Raw genomic sequence first — 15467 nt, 5'->3', positions numbered from 1 at the left:
GATGGTCAGTAGCTCGTCGGCGGTGTTCATTGCTGCGCCCCGTACAGGCGCTCGAGCGTCTCGGCGACGAGCTCCAGCTCCGTCACCCCATAGGTGCGCTCGAAGGCCCTCACGCCGAGCCCGTGCACGCCGTTTGCGCCGCGATGGTGCTCGGGGCACAGGCCAGTCACGATCCAGTCGCTGTTGCGCTGCCCGGCTCCGACCCCGTCGCGGGCGTGATGGACCTCTGCGGGCGTGTGCCCATACCCGATGCGCCGGCAGATCGCGCAGCCGTCAGCAGCCACGCGGCCCATGTGTCGTTTCGCTGCGCTACTCATGGAAGATCACCCCCAGTTCGGTCGCCGCTTCGGCCTCGACCGTGTTCATGTACTCGCTGAACTCCGAAACAGTCAGCTCTGCCGTGCTCTTGCGCCGGGAACGGATCTCGCCGTCCGGCATCACGAATTCGGTCTTGGGCATGTGCTTGTCGGCAAACCACTCGTGCCATACATCCTTCGAGAACTGACGGCCATTCACCCAGGCCTGCGCCGCGATCTGCTCGTACACGGCCTTCCACAGGCGCTTGTTCTGCTCGCTGTTCCTCTTCTTTTCGTCGTCGGTAACGATCACGCGCAGCGGGCGGCCGGAATCGACTGCGGCCCCGGCGTTCTGCTTCAGGAAGGCGACGAGCGCCTTCGCGGAGTCGGGCGCGCGGAGCACGAATTCGCGGTACAGGGCAGTCATCCCCGCACCTTCGCGCAGTCCGCGCAGATCCACCGCTCGCGGTTGTTCTCGATCCCGAGCACCTTGCCGCCCTTGCGCGGCTTCGTCTTCCGGCATTGCGAGCAGTAGCGAGGCTCTGCGCATAGATCGCGCATGCTGGCGCGGTAGCTGGTGCCGTTCATCCCGTCTCTCCCATCATCACGACGAGCCGCGAAGCCATTACTTGTACGCTGCCAAATTGCTTTTCGTCGGCCACGACATAGAGCCGTAAATCCGTCGCAGGCACTCATTCACACTGCCGCAGATGAACAGGTTTTCCGGCCTGTTATCGTCTATGTCATTGTTGATATGCAGTACATGCTCATGGCGATCCAACAGTCTCCCGATCGCAGCCGACGCAATCTTGCGGTGCGTGCGGATGTAATTGGCGACAACGCCCTTCCGTGGCATATAGGTAATCTCAGCGCCATCTGAATCAATGGATATGCCACCTTTCCATCGCGGGTGTTGCTCACGCACCATCACAATGCGTTGGCACCCGTCGGAGCAAAACCGGCGTTGGCTCTCAGGATTCCACGACTTGAGCCGCATGAAAGTTTCGCCGCAGCACTCGCACATGAACGTTTCACGCTCACCAGTCGTCTGTGCCATGTCATAACAAGCCTTCGAGCAAAAGCGCGCGCTTTCTGTCATCTGCGAGGCCGGACGCGTGAAATCACCTCCGCAGTGCTCACACTTTCTGGTCACACGGTTCATGAGGCACACCCTAGAGCAGTACCGAAACTTTTTCATGAGCGACGGTGCGCGCGTAACGGGTTTGCCGCAGCGCATGCATTCCTTTGTCACTTTCTCGAATGAAGGTGGCGCTCTCATTTAGCCTCCAACATCTACTTATCGCCCGCATCGGAACCGAACACCCGCATCTTCAGATACTCGCGGTCCTGCGCGTAGAGCACTTCGGCAATGCGGACGAGTTCGGGGTGGGTCATAGCGGCTCCGGCTACATCCAGAACTTCAGGTACGAGACCCAGGCGAGCAGCACGATCGACGCGATAAACCCGAAGGCGTCGGCACCGATCGACGTCTTGACGATTCTCGGATGCTCGCCGTGCAGCCAGAGCGAGCGAATGAACACGGACAGGCAGCCCATCCAGAACATGAAGGTGATGTAGGTTTCCACTTTTTCTCCTCAGCGCGCAGACCGCGCATGTAGTTCAACCACCCGGACAAAGACGCCCGGACGCTCCCCGTACCGCTTCCCCTTCACCACCCGGCAGGCCTGCGCGTCGTCGCGGAAAACGATCTTGTTCATGCCGTCCATGACCGCCTTCTCGATGTTGTCCAGGTCGGGCTTTCCGGTCGGCATCACCTCGCCCATCAGCGCGGCGGCCTGCTTTTTCTTCGACCAGCTTGCCGGCACCGAGCAGGTCGCGACGAGCTCGACCAGTACCGGTAGTTCGCTCGGCGCCCGGCCCGCCATCGCTCGGCTCGCCGCCATGCGCACGAGGTTTTCGTACTCGACGGTTTCCTTCGGTGCGTAGTTGGCGATGAACTGCTTGCCGTCGCCCATCTTCGCGATGCGCGAGCGGTGCCGGCCCTTGCCCTTCGGCTCGCCGGGGATCACGAAGCTGATGTCGAGCGGTGCGCCCGCTTCACATCCTCGAGCAGCGCCCTCGCCGACGCTTCCCCGTGCCGCTTCGCCCAAGTCACGTAGAAGGCCTGCCGTGCTTCCTTCGGCTGCCTGGCGACCCAGCGGCAAAGACAGGTTCGTTTCCATTCCGCGGTCCATGTCGGTCCTCTCGTTGTCATGCAGCGGCGGCATCTGCCGTCTCCCTGCCCAGCGCCGCCCGGGCACGCTCGCTGCGGATTACGCCGTTCGCGACGTGCTCCTGCAGGATCGCAATGAACCGCGGATCGCCCTTCTCGGCGAGCTCGATGATCGCGCTCTCCCATGGGCCGCGGACGAACGGCGGCTCGCCCCTCGCCCACCCCGTGTCGCCGATCTGCGGCTTCGCCACCTTCCGCGCGAGCTCTGCGATGCGCGGGGCAACCTCGTCAGCAGACAGCCGCGGAGCTGGGAGCGCTTTCGGCGCGTCGCCGTGCTGTTGCCGGCAGAGGTCGAGGAACTCGGGCAGCGTCGGAGGCATGTTCCGATGCCGGCATGCCTCCAGCGCCTTCGAGATCCGATCGGGCATGTCGCTGAAGCCGGCAAGCTCTTCGGCCCACGTCGCCTTCGCCAGCAGCAGACCGCGGTCGAACGTGCGGCCAGCACGCTCCACCGTCTCCCCGGTGCGCCAGCGATCAACCCACAGCGAGCCGTACAGGCCCTGCATGCGGTCGAAGATCCGCTCAACCCACGAGTCGCGGAGGGGCGGTCGCTTCGATGGTGCGTTCATCTGCGGCTCCTTGCTCTTCGGCGCACGCGGCGCGGAAATCGGATAGGCGGGTCGATGCGGCGATCGTTCGGCTCTCGTCGCGAGTCATGCGGCGACCTGGCGGGGAGCCGCGGGCGTTCGGGGTGATCGGCGTGGGGTCTTCAAGGAGCCCGGGAGCGAGGTACTTCAGCCCGATGCGATGGCCTTGCTTGGCGCTGAGCTTCACCTTCGCGAACTCGACGATCTCCTCGTCAGTTCGCTTCGTGAGCAGCGCGTCCCATGTCTCGTCGGCCAGGTGGTGCGGGGCTGCATCCGCGATCCCTGCATCACGGAGCAGTCTGCAGACGAGTCCCTTGCGGGAGAGAGATGGCAGCGGCTCTTCGCGCCCCCCCTCTCCAGAGACAGTGACTTCTCTCTCTGGAGGGATAGGTTTTTCTGCTTCTGTATCTGCTTCTGCTTCTGGTGCGTGACTCTGCGTGACATCGCGTGACTGCTCGTGACTCTGCGTGACATCGCGTGACATTCGCTCACGCTCGCGCTGGTCACGTTTCCGCTCGGCGGCTGTTTTCGCTGTCGGGGTAATTGCGTCTTCCCTAGCGGGCTGATGCTTTTCCCACCCGGTAAGTCTGAGCGTCTCGGGGTCGATCGCGCGCCCGATCAGGACGTCCCAGATCGCCTGAATCGCCTCTTCATCCTCATCGAGTGCGGACGCGATGTCCTCGATGTCTGCACCTTCGAGACTGCCGCGCGGATCCGATTCGTTGGCGATCATCAGAAGGTGCGTGAACATCGCGATGACGAGGCTGCGGCGCTGTCCGCTCTTCCTGGCGATCGTTTGCCACTTCGCATTGAGTGTCATGCCGGCCCATAAGCGGACCCAAGACTCAGCCATCTCAGAGCCGCTCCGCCGTCAGAATTGAGACCGCAACACCCGTCCCGGCGAACTCCCCGGTGTAGGTCTGCGACCATGCATGCGCCCACCCTGGCAGCAACGCCTTTCCCTGCATGCTGGCCGGCAGGATTGCGACGATCCGACCGCCTTCCTTCATGAGTGCCGCAGCGGCCTCCAGGTGCGCCAGCGCCATGCCTTCCCTGAATGGCGGGTTCATCACGACACGGTCGAAGCGGTCGCGCGTCCTCGTGTGCCAGTCCATAAAGTCGGCGCGTGTCGCGTCGTACCCTTTCGCCTGCAGCACCTTGCAGTGCAGGTCGCTGATCTCGATGCAGCGCATGCGGTCATGCGGAAGCAGGTCGGCAATGCCTCCGATCCCTGCAGACGGCTCGAGCACGGTATCGTCCGGCCCGATCTCGGCCAGCTCGACGGCGATACGCGCGAGCCGCTCGGGGGTCGGGTAGAACTGGTGCGTCTTCTGGTCCGGCATGCATCCGCTGCACACGATCTCGGTAATGACGTCCTGCGGCGGATAGTCGAACTGCCAATGCCCTTCCTTGGCCTTCACGCCACCGATCGACGCGAGGATGTGTTCAGCCTCGCTGCGTCCGGCCTTCGTGTCCGCGCCGTAGCGAAAGCGTGCCGCGTTTGGGATCGGAATGTGCCGATGCGGATTGCGCCAGTTGTCGGTTTTCTCGACCGTGTAGGCGGGCTCCATATCGGCCAGCACCTCCAGTACCGCGAACGGCAACGGGCGCTGGATCATCTCGAATTCCTTGAGCTTCTTCTTCGGCTTCTGGCGGAACTCGGACGGGATTGCGGTCGGATAGAGCTGCGCGAGCACGCAGTTCAGACGCCAGGCCATGTCGGGGTGCACTTCGAGGTGTGCCGTGCCCTTCAGATAGACGCGCAGGCGAAGCGCCCCGCCGTCAATCGTGATCCACTCTCCATGGTCGCGGCGCGCGGCATCCACGACGGCGTTCGATGCATTCCAGCCCGGCTCGTCGCGCCCCATGAACTTTGCGATGACACAGCGCAGGTCGTTGATGTAGCCGACGCGCTCGGTGCTGTTGTAGCCGTTATGGATGCCCGCGAGGATCATGCGTTTGCCGAATCCCATCGGGCTGTTCGTGACGTGCTCGCCCGAGAGCGCCCGGAAGATCCCGTCGACGCGCTCGGCGAAGAACTTCGAGCGCGACATCAATAGATCCTGCAGCGTCGCGCGCACCGTCTCTTCCTCGAATTCCGGCGTCGCATGCTCGCGGATGGATTTGTTCCACTCGTCGCGGCGGGCCTGCGGCATGGCGTCGAGCACGTCGGTCAGGTTCATCGCCTTTGACCAGTACGCGGCATTCAGCGCAGCAAGGGCGCGATCAACCTGGAACAGCCCGCCAATGCTCGGCGCGCCGTAGCGCTGATCGCGAGCGTTCGCCTCAAGGAAGTAGCTGAGCGCCCCGGCAGTCTCGCCGGTCATCATCTCGGCCATCTCTTCAACGCGGCGGCGCATGCTGAGGTATTGGCCCATCAACCCGTCGACCATGTCGGTCGCGGCCGGCGCGAAGAACTCGGAGGCGATCCAGTCGGACTCGTCGCCGCCGATCAGGTCTGAGGCACCCATCACCGCATCCCCATCCAGAACCCGAACCACCCGCGCCAGATCTCGACCGGATCGAAGGTGATGGCGCAGCGCACCCGCGCGCGGCGTTCGCGCACATCGGCCAGGAAAATGATCTGTGCGGTCATCACATCCCCGCCCACATCATCACGCTCAGCAGCTCGCCGAAGCCCTTCACCCCGACGAACACGCCGACGAACATCAGGACCATCATCGCCAGCAGGAGGAAGAAGTACGCGATCGTCGGGCCGTCTCCCTTCGGGATCTTGGGCATGTTCATTCCTCCGAAATCGGCATGAGCCAGAGAAGTGCGGCGTGGACGCGCGCGGCAAGCCAGTGGGCGATGGTGGTCATGCGGCCTCCAGGGCGGCGAGTTCCGCCATCAGTTCCGCTTTCCGCTGCGCCTTGCTGTCGGCGCTGAGTTGGTAGCCCATCGCCTGCGCCTCCCACTGCATCGGGGCGATGTTTCCGCACAGCTCCATGAGCTTGATCGTGCGGGTGTCAGGGAAGTACGCCTTCCCCTGCAGGATCCGGCAGAGGTGCCCCTTGTCGAGCCCCAACTCCTCCGCGATCGTCTCGTGAGACAGGCCGGAAAGCTGGATGCACAGCCGGATCGCGTCGAGGCGGTGCCGGCACATTTCGAGCAGTTTCGGCTCGACCTCTTTGGGCCGTCGCGCCGCTGCCATCATGGGCATTTCGCGTTGCATGGTGTCCTCTCCTCTCTCTGTTGCCGCTACTGCTGTTGCGAATCTTTGACGCCGATTGCATGGCGTTGCATGTCCCTCTTGGTCCAAAAAAAAGTGCCCGGGGATCAGATGACCCCCAGGCACAGCCCGCGACAGCGGGAGAGGAGACAGCAATGGTTTTTCATGCGACACCCAGATCAGGAGGCCACGTTCGAGGCCTGCGTGCATCGCTGCTGATGAAGCTCATGCAGGCGCTTCCCGATTTCAAACCCGATCCGCTTGCCGCGCTCGCCGCGCGACAGGTCGGAGATATGCGCCTGGGACACACCGACGAGAGCAGCGATTTCGTGCTGCTTCAGTCCGGTCGCCATCAGGTCGGAGATGATTTCTTTCCACATGGGAAAAACAATAGCAGTTGCTGTTGCGAAAATCAACAGCAGTTGCTTGTTCAGCATTTGCTATTGCCTGCCCACAATGGTCAGATGGACATGGCCGAAATTCGACGCCGCCGGCTGCGGCACTGGATCGATACAGACCCGCATTCCCTTGGGAACGTGGAGAAGTGGTGCGATTACTACACGCAGCTCGTGCCGGCAGGAGAGCGCCCGCTCAATCCGAGCTACATCCGCCAGCTAGCGCCCGAAGTAGGCAAGGCAGCGCGCAATATTGGGGAGAAGGCTGCGCGCCGCCTGGAGCGCGCCGGAGGGCTTCCGGTTGGCTGGTTGGATACCGAAGGCCCCGAGTTTCAGGAATCCGCTGTTAAATACGACACGCGCGTATTACCTTCGACCAATTTACCGGCCGAGGAAGGAGCAGCAAAATATGTTTCTCGCGAGGTTACCTACGAGGTGGTCAAAGCGGCGGTGTCTGGAGTCTTGGGCGCGCTTGGGGTGACCTTCGACGATCTCGTCGGTGATGAGTCAGCCGCCAGGGACCGGATCCGGTCAATTCTTTCAGGGCCGCATGCGATGCCGGAGCATGTGCGCTCGAAAAACGAGTTGGATTTGCCTGGCGGGGAAATCGTGAAGGACAGAGACTTAACGGTCGAGATGGGTACCGGCGAAGCGGAGGCGAACAAAAAGAAACCCGCGTGAAGCGGGCGGAGTGGCATGCAGTTCGCCTGTGCCGGGGGACTCTTGAGGGTCCCGCAGCCGTCTGGACGCAGGCTACGCGGAGTGTCCGCTCCGCGCCTGCATTACTTCTTCCCGATCGCCAGCTTTGTCGCCTTTCTGAAGGCTGAGAACAGCGCGAGGTTTTCGTCCTTCGCCATGACGCCAGAGGCCCCCGACAGAACCTTTCTGTCGTCAGTCACGATTGACCAATTGATCCCGGTGATTCGGCCCGCTTTCGCGAGAGCCAGGAGCTCAGTTAGGAGCTGCTCGCATTCTCTGGCGTGTCTGGATTGTATGCTGTATAGGCGCGGCTTACGCATTGCCGCCTGATGTCGTGCTGCTCATGGCGCCGGAGCATACCACGAGCAGCCGCACGGCTCAGCCATGCAGACATCAGGGTTTTTTATGAGGTGATCTCAGTAGGAGTACGAAAATCCTCCGGTTTTCTTCCATCCTGGATTGACCCTCGCCATACCCCGCTCGATCATGTCCTGGCGGGCTAGCTCGGAATCGATCTCCGCTTCTTCGGTAGAATTGCCTGCCTGCCTGTCATCCTCTGGGCATAACGCCCTGCTCGCCACTCGCTGCATGAAGAGCCGCGCATCGCCGTCCGGCACATAATAGACGTCGCTCTGACGCGCCACGAATCGATTTTGCTCGGCGATCGTCGTCGTGACGATGATCTCGCTGCGGGTCGGCCTCGCCGCATAGCCCGCCCACCATTCCGCAAGCGCGACGCCGCTCAGCGTGGCAGCGACCCCCTCGCCTCCGATTGCCAGTTCTCGCACGACGGCCACGCCTGACGCCAGCACCGTGAGGGCCGGCGGCTGGTATGCAGGGGCGCGGTCGCTGTGCACGACGAGCTGAGTATCGTAGATGATCTCGACGTCCCGCCCGTCAGCGGCAAACCCGCCCGCGCCGGTGCTCTTGGTCCGGCATACCGCCACGTTCGCGCCGGCATTGACTAGGCGCGTCACCATGAAGTCGCGGAACGCGGCGTTGAATGCCGTGCTCTTCGCGGGCGCGACATACACGCCACGCGACTGCAGCTGCGGTTTCGCTGAAATCGCCTGGAGCGTCTGCCCGACGACATCCTCGGCGACGACATCCCAGTGATGAGCGGTACGTGCAACCTTCTGGTGCGACAACGGGAAATTCGTCGCGACTGGCGCCGGCGATGCGCATCCGACGGCGACGACGGCGACCGGGATAAGCAGAAGGTATTTGGTTTTCATGACCCCTCCATGACACGGTTATCTGTATTTACACCGTAGTTTCATCGGCGCGTATCCACCATAGCCAAATGCGCCCTCGATGCGCGTGACATTTGTCCCGTTTTGTGCCGGGATCGAATCTGGCCGAACACGTCTGTGACATAAGCCCGCCTCAACAGCAGTTGCTATTGACACACTCAACAGCAGTTGCTATTGTTCGATCAACAGCAAGCGCACCCACGCTGTCGATCGGAGTAGCAAATGTCGAACCTCCCCCGTCACCACATTGAATCCCGCCGCCGCGATCGCGGCCTGATGGTGGTGTTCGGCGTCATCGCTGCGCTGCTGGTCGCGTGTGTGGTCGGCTCTGCATTCGTGGCGGCAGCCGAGAAGGTCACGGCAGCCATCACCGGCAGCCTGACGCGGACGATCCGGACGGAGCGCCGCTGATATGGCTCTACCCCTCAAAGGCGACGCGAGCGACATCACGGCGACATGCCACGGGAAGCACCGGTTCGTGTCCCTGGCGCAGGCCCGCAAGGTCGCTAAGCGCAGCGCGAGCAAGCACTGCCAACGCATCACCCCGTACCACTGCCCGCACTGCGCGGGCTGGCACATCGGATCTCACCTTCACCGGAGGACCTGAGCATGTTGCTGACGCACAGAAAAGCCCGCGAGGACCTGAACGACGGCCGGGAGCACAAAGCCCCCGCGTTCTCCCCGCTGAAAGTGATTCAGGCGCTGCATATGGCCCACGGCCGCAGCCCGATCAAGACCGCGAAGAAGGCGCTGCCGCGATGACCGAACAGCGTATCGACTGGCACATGCGCCAGTTCTGCGACGAGATTTCCGCCGGCCTCGCGTTCGGCATGAGTCCGAACGCTGCACTACGCCGCATGACCGCTCGCGGCGTTCCATTTCACGTCCAGCGCCGGATCTGCGGCGCACTTCAACCGGAGGCAATCCAATGCTGATCCAGAACCACCGGCACGTGCCGGGCCCTGGCGACCGCATGCCGCCCGACATGCACCGCGAAGAAGCCCGCCGGGAGGCGAGGCCCGAGGCGGTGAAGGTCATCTCCGACTTCATCTTCGCCGAGCGCATGGCGTCGCTCGCGTGGATCTCGGATGCGCAGGGCGACTTTCTGCAGGCCGAATACAACGCGATGGACGCGACGATCGCAGAGATAGCGGCCAAGACCGCCGCAATTCTGGAGAACGGACAGACAGGTAGCTCCCAGCTCGGCCTGCTGCTGCAGAAGCTCGGCGGGCAGCTGTTCGCGGCGACAGAAGCCTCGATCCGCCGCGGCGCAGACAAGGAAGCGGAGATCCGGCTCGACCGCATGGAGAGAGAGGATGAGGCGGGGTATCTGGTCGAGCAGGAGGCGTCATGAAAAACGCCCTCCTCATCGCCGCCCTGCTTGCCCTCGTGGCCTTCATGCAGTGGCTCGACGCCGACACCGCCAACAAGATCGCGGCGCGCGAGCACGCAAGCCGGCAGCAGGCGATCGAGGCCATCAACGCGATCAACTGCGGTGAGAGTCCGTTCTATCTGGCGCAGGCGCCCGCAGAAGTCGAATAGCCCCACCTGAAAGAGGATTGCCATGAGCAACGTCACCGCGCTGCAAGCGCAAAAGCAGAACTTCTCACTCGCCCCGAAGGATCTCGATGAGGCCATGCGCTTCGCCGACATGCTGGCGAGTTCCGTCCTCGTGCCGAAGGACTATGTCGGTAAGCCGGGAAACTGCCTCGTCGCCATCCAGTGGGGCATGGAACTCGGCCTGCAGCCGATGCAGGCCATGCAGTCCATCGCCGTCATAAACGGGCGCCCCAGCCTGTGGGGCGATGCGATGCTCGGCCTGGTGAAGTCGCACCCCGCTTTCGAGTGGATCAAGGAAGAGTGCGACGGCAACGTCGCAACCTGCACCATCAAGCGCCGCGGCGAGCCGGAAGTCACGCAGGTTTTCTCGATGGAAGACGCCAAGCGCGCCGGCCTGACCGGCAAGCAAGGCCCTTGGACGCAATACCCGAAGCGGATGCTGCAGATGCGCGCCCGCGGCTTCGCGCTGCGCGATGCGTTCCCGGATGCGCTGCGCGGCCTGATCTCCTCCGAAGAGGCGCGCGACACCCCGATCGAGCGCGACATGGGCGCCGCCGAAGTCGTCGAGACGAAGCGCGAAGAGCCGAAGGCCCTGCCCGCCTATTCCGACGCCGACTTGAAGGCGAACATCGGCGCATGGTCTGGCGCCATGCAATCTGGTCGCACGACGCCGGACCGCGTGATCGCCACTATCAGCAGCAAATACACGCTGTCCGAAGCCCAAAAAGCCTCGATTCGCGACGCTGCACAACCCAAGGACGAACCAAAACCGGCCGGCGAGGCGCCTGCCGGCGACGATGGCTGGCTCGGAGATTACGACAAAGCGGAGGCAGCGCAATGATCATCATCAACGTGCAGCAGGGCACGCCCGAGTGGCATTCCGCCCGCGCGAAGTGCTTCAACGCTAGCGAAGCGCCCGCAATGATGGGCGTGAGCCCGTACATGACCCGCAGCGAGTTGCTGCGCCAGAAGGCGACCGGGATCGTCCCGGACGTCGACCCCGCCACGCAGCGCAGATTCGATGACGGCCACGCCGCCGAAGCGATGGCACGCTTGCTGGTCGAGCAGAACATCACCGGCGAGGACCTGTATCCGATCGTCGCCACCGATGATACCGGCCGCCTGCTGGCCAGCTCCGACGGCGCGACGATGCTCTACGACACCGGCTTCGAGCACAAACTCTGGAACGAAGAGCTCGCCGCCCAGGTTCGCGACGGCATCGTGCCAGAGTCGCACCGCTGGCAACTCGACCAGCAGATCGCCGTCTTCGGCTTCGAGAAGATCATCTTCGTTGTCTCGGACGGCACAACGGAGCGCTTTGTGTGGTGCGCATACCGCACGACGCCCGAACGCATCGCTCGCCTAATGGCGGGGTGGGAGCAATTCGAGCGCGACCTCGCCGAGTACGTGCCCGAGCCTGCCGCCGAAGCCGCCCCGGTCGGCTGCGCACCGGAAGCGCTGCCCGCCCTGCGGATCGAAGTGACCGGCATGGTGACGGCCTCGAATCTCGAAGCCTTCCGCGAGCATGCCCTCGCGGTGTTCTCTGGCATCAAGACCGACTTGCAGACCGACGCGGACTTCGCCGACGCCGAGCGCACGGTGAAATGGTGCAAGGAAGTCGAGGACCGACTGGACGCGGCCAAGCAGCACGCCCTTTCGCAGACGGCCACCATCGACGAACTCTTCCGCACGATCGACGCGATCAAGGAAGAGGCCCGCCAGAAGCGCCTGACGCTCGACAGGCTGGTGAAGTCTGAGAAGGAAGCTCGGAAGCTGCAGATCGTCACGCAGGCGCACCAGGCGCTCGTCGCCCACGTCCAGCAGCTCAATGCCCGCATCGCCCCGGCATCCATCCCGTCGAGCATGTACGCGCCGCAGATGTTCGGCGAAGCAGTCAAGGGCTTGAAGTCGCTCGACAGCATGCGCGACAAGGTCGGGACGCTCCTCGCGAATGCGAAGGTGGAATGCAACGCCGTCGCCGACCGCATCGACGCGAACCGGAAGACGGTCGAGGACATGAGCCTGATGCCGGACTTCGCCGTTGTGTGCACGAAGAGTACCGAGGACTTCGCCGCCCTGCTCGCGATGCGCGTCAATGCCCGCCGCGAGGCTGAAGAAAAGCGGCTCGCCGCCGAGCGCGAGCGCATCCGTGCCGAAGAAGAGGCGAAGGCGCAGCGCACCGCCCGCGAAGCGCAGGCCGAGATGGATCGTCAGGCCGCGGCAGCCCGCGCAGCCGAACAGGCGAAGCTTGACGCCGAGCGTGCGGAACTGCGCCGGCAGCAAGAGTTCATCGAAGCCGAGCAGCGCCGGCAGCGTGACGCAGCGACTGTGCAAGCGGCGAAGCCGGCGGAAAAGCCTGAGATCGTGGTTGCTGCCGTCTCCGAAGAAAGCGACGAGAAGATCACCCTCGGCCAGATCAATGCACGACTCGCGCCGGTGAAGATCGACGCCGCCGGCCTCGCGCAGATCGGGTTTCACCCGGTCGGCAAAGAGCGCGCAGCCGTGCTCTACCGCGAGTCGGATGTGTCGCGCATCTGCGCTGCACTGGTTCGGCATCTGTCGGCGGTATCGGGACAGATGCGGGAGGCAGCATGAGCGCCAAATTCCGCTTCCTCGGCAAGGTTCAGATCACGCATCTGAACACGCGCAAGGAAGGCCCCGACGAAGAGAAGGAGCTCGCCGTCGACATCAAGTGCGAGGCTATCGTCTCGCACGACATCTGCAGCTTTTTCGAGCCGATGCTCTCCGATCTCCTGTTCCTGCCGGGCGGGTCCGTGCGCAACCTGATGTTGCAGCCGGTGGAGTTCTCGAACGAACTGGAGAACTACCGCGCCGTCATCGCTGGCAGCACGCACTACGGCTGCAAGGTGAAGAAATTCCGCCTGCAGCCGAAGGACACGTACCAGATCCGCCTGACGTTCCAGGTGTCGTTCAAGCCGAGCGGAGACGAGGTCGCACGCATCGCCGAGTACCTGCAGGATGAGATGGACATCGAACTCGATCCGGCGAATGACGAACTGGACTTCGGCGCAGAGGGGGCTGAGGGTGAAGGTGTGCTCACGAACCTGAACGACCGCCTGTGCGACCTACTGGGTGACGACTCGGCATACGAAGAGGCCAAGCGTGTCGTCCTCGAACAGCGCCGCCCATCCATCAGCCTGATCCAGCGGCGCCTTCGCATCGGCTACAACCGCGCCGCGCGCCTCCTCGAACAGATGGAGATCGACGGCATCGTGTCCGCAATGAATGCGGACGGAACTCGGGAGGTAATCGCAGCATGACCACCACCGTAGAACAGGCCCTCGAGGCCTCCCATACCCTCATGACCGTGCGCGAGATCATGCGGGATACCGGGCACGCCGAGCCGGTCGTGCGCGCAGAACTGCGCCGGCTGGCCGGCGTCGGGCAGATCGAGCACATCCCCGGGCGCGGGCGCTACGACGGTCGGTACGGACTGCTGCGGCCGATCGCGAAGGACGTTCCGGACGAAGCGGACAGCGAAGGCGGCGAGGCGGACGTTCAGGCAAGCGTGCCGGAGCAGGCCAAAAGTGACGAAGTAGGCACGATGCGCGACGCTAAAGCCGACCTCGCCGAGATCCGCCAGCGCCTGTCGCCCTTCGTCGTCGAGCGCGACCCGGAAACCATGACGGAGGTGGAGCTTGCCGAGCACGCTGCAGCGGTGATCCGCGACGGCATGGAGCGCATCTTCTCGCGAGACTCCGGCGATACGGTAAAGGCGGGGGATGAGCTCGCCAACGCCCATGCCCTCTCCGATAAGCTCGAGCACCTTCTCGGCGTGGAGCGACAGACCTCGGCAGCCCTGCGCGAGCAGCTCGAGCACATCACCACCGGCGGCGAGCCGACGGCCAAGGGGCTCTGCGCGAGCCAGATCGACAGCTACGCGGTCATCGCGCCGAAGCGCCCGATCCGCCGTTTCACCGGGCACGACAGCGCCGTGAAGTCCGCGATGGCTGCCGCCTCCAACGGCTCGAAACGCGGCGAAGTGTTCGCCCTGGTGCATGTCGGCAGCGCCAAGCGCGGCGCCGTGTGGAGGCCGGCGAAATGAAAGAGCGGCCGATTTTGTTCAGCGCGCCGATGGTGCGCGCGATCCTTGCGGGTACGAAGACGCAGACGCGGCGCGCTGTGAAGCCGCAGCCGGAGGTCAGCGAGCAAGGAAATCTGTGCGGCGCGTGGCTGAGCCGGCCGCTCGGCGGCCTTCTGCTGCCGAAGGTCGGAGACATTGCGATGCACTGCCCCTACGGCAAGCCCGGCGACCGGCTGTGGGTGCGCGAGGCGTTTCGCTTCCTCAACTCGTTCGACGCCGACAGCCCCGCCGCGATCGGCGTGAAATGCATCTCCGCCGGTTATCCGAAACCGTGGGCGCCGATCCAGTACAAAGCAGACGGCAATCGCGACAACTGGCTCGCCGTTTGCACGCCGCCTGCGGATATGCCGACGCCGGGAAAGCTCCGCCCCGGTATCCACATGCCACGCTGGGCCTCGCGCATCCTCCTCGAAGTCACCGCCGTCCGTGTCGAGCGGCTGCATGACATCAGCCAGGCCGATTGCATCGCCGAAGGCGCCACTGGCGGTCACGGATCAATCGCCGGCTACCCCTATGCCGCAACGCCGGACGAGCATTACCGGCGCATATGGGAACAGATCAACGGCGCCGGCGCATGGGACGTCAACCCGTGGGTCTGGGTCATCGAATTCCGGAGCGTGCAGTCATGACCCTCCTCGCCGAACTCGAATCCGCAGCGCGACCCGCCACCGAACCCGAGCCGACCATGACCGGCCCACTCGCCATGCTCTTCGGCGTTGCTCGCCCGATCTCGCGTCCCGCCTGCGCCCCGGTGCGCACCCACCGCATGCGCATCAACCCGGCCAAGCTGCCCGACCTGCCGCCGGCCTCGAATGCGCACCCGGCCGTGATCCGCACCCGAGAGCAGCGGCAGGAGATCGTGCGCCTGATGGCCGAGTCCGGACAGGCGATGCGCCGTTCCGACATCGCGGACGCGACGGGCTGGATGGAAGAGATGGTCGGCGAACGGCTGACCGAACTCCGCAAGCTCGGCGTGCTGCGCATGGAACGCATCGGCCGCACGGCGCTGTGGGAGCTGGTCGAGGATACCGAGGAGGATGAGGAATGAAATGGAAGCTCGTGAAGGCCGCGCTCGTGCTGTTCGCGGCGGGTGGCGGGGTCGGGCTGATCGGGATGCTGGTCGGGACTGGGCTCGCGGAAGTGCTGTCGCTGGCGTTTGGAGGATAG

At 63.9% G+C, this 15467-nt stretch carries 26 protein-coding genes; 13 read left to right on the top strand and 13 right to left on the bottom strand.

Going from position 1 to position 15467, the window contains the following annotated elements:
• Positions 1 to 26: 26 nt before the first annotated feature.
• From U5817_RS09605 to U5817_RS09550, 12 genes are all read right to left on the bottom strand, one after another.
• On the bottom strand, positions 27 to 317 hold the full coding sequence (locus U5817_RS09605) for a hypothetical protein (RefSeq protein WP_407280591.1): 291 nt from the start codon (positions 315 to 317) through the stop codon (positions 27 to 29).
• Positions 310 to 723 (bottom strand): recombination protein NinB, encoded by a 414-nt coding sequence (locus tag U5817_RS09600; protein ID WP_407280590.1) that lies wholly within the window; start codon positions 721 to 723, stop codon positions 310 to 312. Before U5817_RS09600 ends, U5817_RS09605 begins: the two co-directional genes overlap by 8 nt.
• Positions 720 to 884, bottom strand: a complete 165-nt coding sequence (locus U5817_RS09595; protein ID WP_407280589.1) for a hypothetical protein — start codon at positions 882 to 884, stop codon at positions 720 to 722. Before U5817_RS09595 ends, U5817_RS09600 begins: the two co-directional genes overlap by 4 nt.
• 37 nt (positions 885 to 921) lie before the next feature.
• Complete coding sequence (locus tag U5817_RS09590) at positions 922 to 1458, bottom strand: HNH endonuclease (protein ID WP_407280588.1); 537 nt, start codon at positions 1456 to 1458, stop codon at positions 922 to 924.
• 244 nt (positions 1459 to 1702) lie between these two features.
• Positions 1703 to 1882 (bottom strand): hypothetical protein, encoded by a 180-nt coding sequence (locus U5817_RS09585; protein ID WP_407280587.1) that lies wholly within the window; start codon positions 1880 to 1882, stop codon positions 1703 to 1705.
• 9 nt (positions 1883 to 1891) lie between these two features.
• Positions 1892 to 2479, bottom strand: coding sequence for a RusA family crossover junction endodeoxyribonuclease (locus U5817_RS09580; RefSeq protein ID WP_407280586.1), 588 nt, complete (start codon positions 2477 to 2479; stop codon positions 1892 to 1894).
• Between the two features lie 28 nt (positions 2480 to 2507).
• Positions 2508 to 3035: a hypothetical protein gene (locus U5817_RS09575; RefSeq protein WP_407280585.1), complete on the bottom strand. Its 528-nt coding sequence runs from the start codon at positions 3033 to 3035 to the stop codon at positions 2508 to 2510.
• Positions 3036 to 3051: 16 nt separating this feature from the next.
• On the bottom strand, positions 3052 to 3969 hold the full coding sequence (locus U5817_RS09570; RefSeq protein ID WP_407280584.1) for a hypothetical protein: 918 nt from the start codon (positions 3967 to 3969) through the stop codon (positions 3052 to 3054).
• A 1-nt stretch (position 3970) separates the two neighbouring features.
• Complete coding sequence (locus U5817_RS09565) at positions 3971 to 5587, bottom strand: DUF4942 domain-containing protein (protein ID WP_407280583.1); 1617 nt, start codon at positions 5585 to 5587, stop codon at positions 3971 to 3973.
• Positions 5587 to 5712 (bottom strand): hypothetical protein, encoded by a 126-nt coding sequence (locus U5817_RS09560; protein WP_407280582.1) that lies wholly within the window; start codon positions 5710 to 5712, stop codon positions 5587 to 5589. The genes U5817_RS09565 and U5817_RS09560 overlap by 1 nt, the downstream gene beginning before the upstream one ends.
• Positions 5712 to 5858 carry a hypothetical protein gene (locus tag U5817_RS09555; protein WP_407280581.1) on the bottom strand — a complete coding sequence of 49 codons (147 nt, stop codon included), beginning with the start codon at positions 5856 to 5858 and terminating at the stop codon, positions 5712 to 5714. Before U5817_RS09555 ends, U5817_RS09560 begins: the two co-directional genes overlap by 1 nt.
• Positions 5859 to 5934: 76 nt before the next feature.
• Positions 5935 to 6291, bottom strand: coding sequence for a hypothetical protein (locus tag U5817_RS09550; RefSeq protein WP_407280580.1), 357 nt, complete (start codon positions 6289 to 6291; stop codon positions 5935 to 5937).
• Between the two features lie 215 nt (positions 6292 to 6506).
• Here U5817_RS09550 and U5817_RS09545 point away from each other — a divergent pair, with 215 nt between their 5' ends.
• Positions 6507 to 7364: a hypothetical protein gene (locus U5817_RS09545; protein ID WP_407280579.1), complete on the top strand. Its 858-nt coding sequence runs from the start codon at positions 6507 to 6509 to the stop codon at positions 7362 to 7364.
• 434 nt (positions 7365 to 7798) lie between these two features.
• Here the strand turns inward: U5817_RS09545 and U5817_RS09540 are convergent, their stop codons facing one another.
• Positions 7799 to 8617: a hypothetical protein gene (locus U5817_RS09540; protein WP_407280578.1), complete on the bottom strand. Its 819-nt coding sequence runs from the start codon at positions 8615 to 8617 to the stop codon at positions 7799 to 7801.
• 240 nt (positions 8618 to 8857) lie between these two features.
• Here U5817_RS09540 and U5817_RS09535 point away from each other — a divergent pair, with 240 nt between their 5' ends.
• The 12 genes from U5817_RS09535 (at position 8858) to U5817_RS09480 (ending at position 15467) form a co-directional block, all read left to right on the top strand.
• The gene (locus U5817_RS09535; protein WP_407280577.1) at positions 8858 to 9046 is read left to right on the top strand and encodes a hypothetical protein; all 189 of its coding nucleotides are present in this window, start codon (positions 8858 to 8860) and stop codon (positions 9044 to 9046) included.
• A gap of 198 nt (positions 9047 to 9244) precedes the next feature.
• Complete coding sequence (locus U5817_RS09530) at positions 9245 to 9397, top strand: hypothetical protein (RefSeq protein WP_407280576.1); 153 nt, start codon at positions 9245 to 9247, stop codon at positions 9395 to 9397.
• Positions 9394 to 9570: a hypothetical protein gene (locus U5817_RS09525; RefSeq protein WP_407280575.1), complete on the top strand. Its 177-nt coding sequence runs from the start codon at positions 9394 to 9396 to the stop codon at positions 9568 to 9570. Before U5817_RS09530 ends, U5817_RS09525 begins: the two co-directional genes overlap by 4 nt.
• The gene (locus U5817_RS09520; protein WP_407280574.1) at positions 9564 to 9989 is read left to right on the top strand and encodes a hypothetical protein; all 426 of its coding nucleotides are present in this window, start codon (positions 9564 to 9566) and stop codon (positions 9987 to 9989) included. The genes U5817_RS09525 and U5817_RS09520 overlap by 7 nt, the downstream gene beginning before the upstream one ends.
• Positions 9986 to 10177, top strand: a complete 192-nt coding sequence (locus U5817_RS09515) for a hypothetical protein (protein ID WP_407280573.1) — start codon at positions 9986 to 9988, stop codon at positions 10175 to 10177. Before U5817_RS09520 ends, U5817_RS09515 begins: the two co-directional genes overlap by 4 nt.
• Positions 10178 to 10199: 22 nt before the next feature.
• Positions 10200 to 11036, top strand: coding sequence for a recombinase RecT (locus U5817_RS09510; protein ID WP_407280572.1), 837 nt, complete (start codon positions 10200 to 10202; stop codon positions 11034 to 11036).
• Entirely contained in the window at positions 11033 to 12790 is a 1758-nt protein-coding gene (locus U5817_RS09505) for a YqaJ viral recombinase family protein (protein WP_407280571.1), read from the top strand. The genes U5817_RS09510 and U5817_RS09505 overlap by 4 nt, the downstream gene beginning before the upstream one ends.
• The gene (locus U5817_RS09500; protein WP_407280570.1) at positions 12787 to 13476 is read left to right on the top strand and encodes a DNA translocase FtsK; all 690 of its coding nucleotides are present in this window, start codon (positions 12787 to 12789) and stop codon (positions 13474 to 13476) included. The genes U5817_RS09505 and U5817_RS09500 overlap by 4 nt, the downstream gene beginning before the upstream one ends.
• Complete coding sequence (locus U5817_RS09495; RefSeq protein ID WP_407280569.1) at positions 13473 to 14261, top strand: hypothetical protein; 789 nt, start codon at positions 13473 to 13475, stop codon at positions 14259 to 14261. The genes U5817_RS09500 and U5817_RS09495 overlap by 4 nt, the downstream gene beginning before the upstream one ends.
• The gene (locus U5817_RS09490; RefSeq protein WP_407280568.1) at positions 14243 to 14929 is read left to right on the top strand and encodes a hypothetical protein; all 687 of its coding nucleotides are present in this window, start codon (positions 14243 to 14245) and stop codon (positions 14927 to 14929) included. Before U5817_RS09495 ends, U5817_RS09490 begins: the two co-directional genes overlap by 19 nt.
• Positions 14926 to 15348, top strand: a complete 423-nt coding sequence (locus tag U5817_RS09485; protein WP_407280567.1) for a helix-turn-helix transcriptional regulator — start codon at positions 14926 to 14928, stop codon at positions 15346 to 15348. Before U5817_RS09490 ends, U5817_RS09485 begins: the two co-directional genes overlap by 4 nt.
• Complete coding sequence (locus U5817_RS09480) at positions 15345 to 15467, top strand: hypothetical protein (RefSeq protein WP_407280566.1); 123 nt, start codon at positions 15345 to 15347, stop codon at positions 15465 to 15467. The genes U5817_RS09485 and U5817_RS09480 overlap by 4 nt, the downstream gene beginning before the upstream one ends.

Origin of the sequence: Aromatoleum evansii, assembly GCF_045689615.1 — a bacterium.
Lineage (GTDB): Bacteria > Pseudomonadota > Gammaproteobacteria > Burkholderiales > Rhodocyclaceae > Aromatoleum > Aromatoleum evansii.
Note: the sequence above shows the minus strand (reverse complement) of the source record. Positions and strands in the feature narration are given on the sequence as shown.

Coding starts and splice junctions, on each gene's coding strand:
- U5817_RS09605 (WP_407280591.1), bottom strand. CDS start 317: ATGAGTAGCGCAGCGAAACGACACATGGGCCGCGTGGCTGCTGACGGC.
- U5817_RS09600 (WP_407280590.1), bottom strand. CDS start 723: ATGACTGCCCTGTACCGCGAATTCGTGCTCCGCGCGCCCGACTCCGCG.
- U5817_RS09595 (WP_407280589.1), bottom strand. CDS start 884: ATGAACGGCACCAGCTACCGCGCCAGCATGCGCGATCTATGCGCAGAG.
- U5817_RS09590 (WP_407280588.1), bottom strand. CDS start 1,458: ATGAACCGTGTGACCAGAAAGTGTGAGCACTGCGGAGGTGATTTCACG.
- U5817_RS09580 (WP_407280586.1), bottom strand. CDS start 2,479: ATGGAAACGAACCTGTCTTTGCCGCTGGGTCGCCAGGCAGCCGAAGGA.
- U5817_RS09575 (WP_407280585.1), bottom strand. CDS start 3,035: ATGCAGGGCCTGTACGGCTCGCTGTGGGTTGATCGCTGGCGCACCGGG.
- U5817_RS09570 (WP_407280584.1), bottom strand. CDS start 3,969: ATGGCTGAGTCTTGGGTCCGCTTATGGGCCGGCATGACACTCAATGCG.
- U5817_RS09565 (WP_407280583.1), bottom strand. CDS start 5,587: ATGGGTGCCTCAGACCTGATCGGCGGCGACGAGTCCGACTGGATCGCC.
- U5817_RS09560 (WP_407280582.1), bottom strand. CDS start 5,712: ATGACCGCACAGATCATTTTCCTGGCCGATGTGCGCGAACGCCGCGCG.
- U5817_RS09555 (WP_407280581.1), bottom strand. CDS start 5,858: ATGCCCAAGATCCCGAAGGGAGACGGCCCGACGATCGCGTACTTCTTC.
- U5817_RS09550 (WP_407280580.1), bottom strand. CDS start 6,291: ATGCAACGCGAAATGCCCATGATGGCAGCGGCGCGACGGCCCAAAGAG.
- U5817_RS09545 (WP_407280579.1), top strand. CDS start 6,507: ATGAAGCTCATGCAGGCGCTTCCCGATTTCAAACCCGATCCGCTTGCC.
- U5817_RS09540 (WP_407280578.1), bottom strand. CDS start 8,617: ATGAAAACCAAATACCTTCTGCTTATCCCGGTCGCCGTCGTCGCCGTC.
- U5817_RS09535 (WP_407280577.1), top strand. CDS start 8,858: ATGTCGAACCTCCCCCGTCACCACATTGAATCCCGCCGCCGCGATCGC.
- U5817_RS09530 (WP_407280576.1), top strand. CDS start 9,245: ATGTTGCTGACGCACAGAAAAGCCCGCGAGGACCTGAACGACGGCCGG.
- U5817_RS09525 (WP_407280575.1), top strand. CDS start 9,394: ATGACCGAACAGCGTATCGACTGGCACATGCGCCAGTTCTGCGACGAG.
- U5817_RS09520 (WP_407280574.1), top strand. CDS start 9,564: ATGCTGATCCAGAACCACCGGCACGTGCCGGGCCCTGGCGACCGCATG.
- U5817_RS09515 (WP_407280573.1), top strand. CDS start 9,986: ATGAAAAACGCCCTCCTCATCGCCGCCCTGCTTGCCCTCGTGGCCTTC.
- U5817_RS09510 (WP_407280572.1), top strand. CDS start 10,200: ATGAGCAACGTCACCGCGCTGCAAGCGCAAAAGCAGAACTTCTCACTC.
- U5817_RS09505 (WP_407280571.1), top strand. CDS start 11,033: ATGATCATCATCAACGTGCAGCAGGGCACGCCCGAGTGGCATTCCGCC.
- U5817_RS09500 (WP_407280570.1), top strand. CDS start 12,787: ATGAGCGCCAAATTCCGCTTCCTCGGCAAGGTTCAGATCACGCATCTG.
- U5817_RS09495 (WP_407280569.1), top strand. CDS start 13,473: ATGACCACCACCGTAGAACAGGCCCTCGAGGCCTCCCATACCCTCATG.
- U5817_RS09485 (WP_407280567.1), top strand. CDS start 14,926: ATGACCCTCCTCGCCGAACTCGAATCCGCAGCGCGACCCGCCACCGAA.
- U5817_RS09480 (WP_407280566.1), top strand. CDS start 15,345: ATGAAATGGAAGCTCGTGAAGGCCGCGCTCGTGCTGTTCGCGGCGGGT.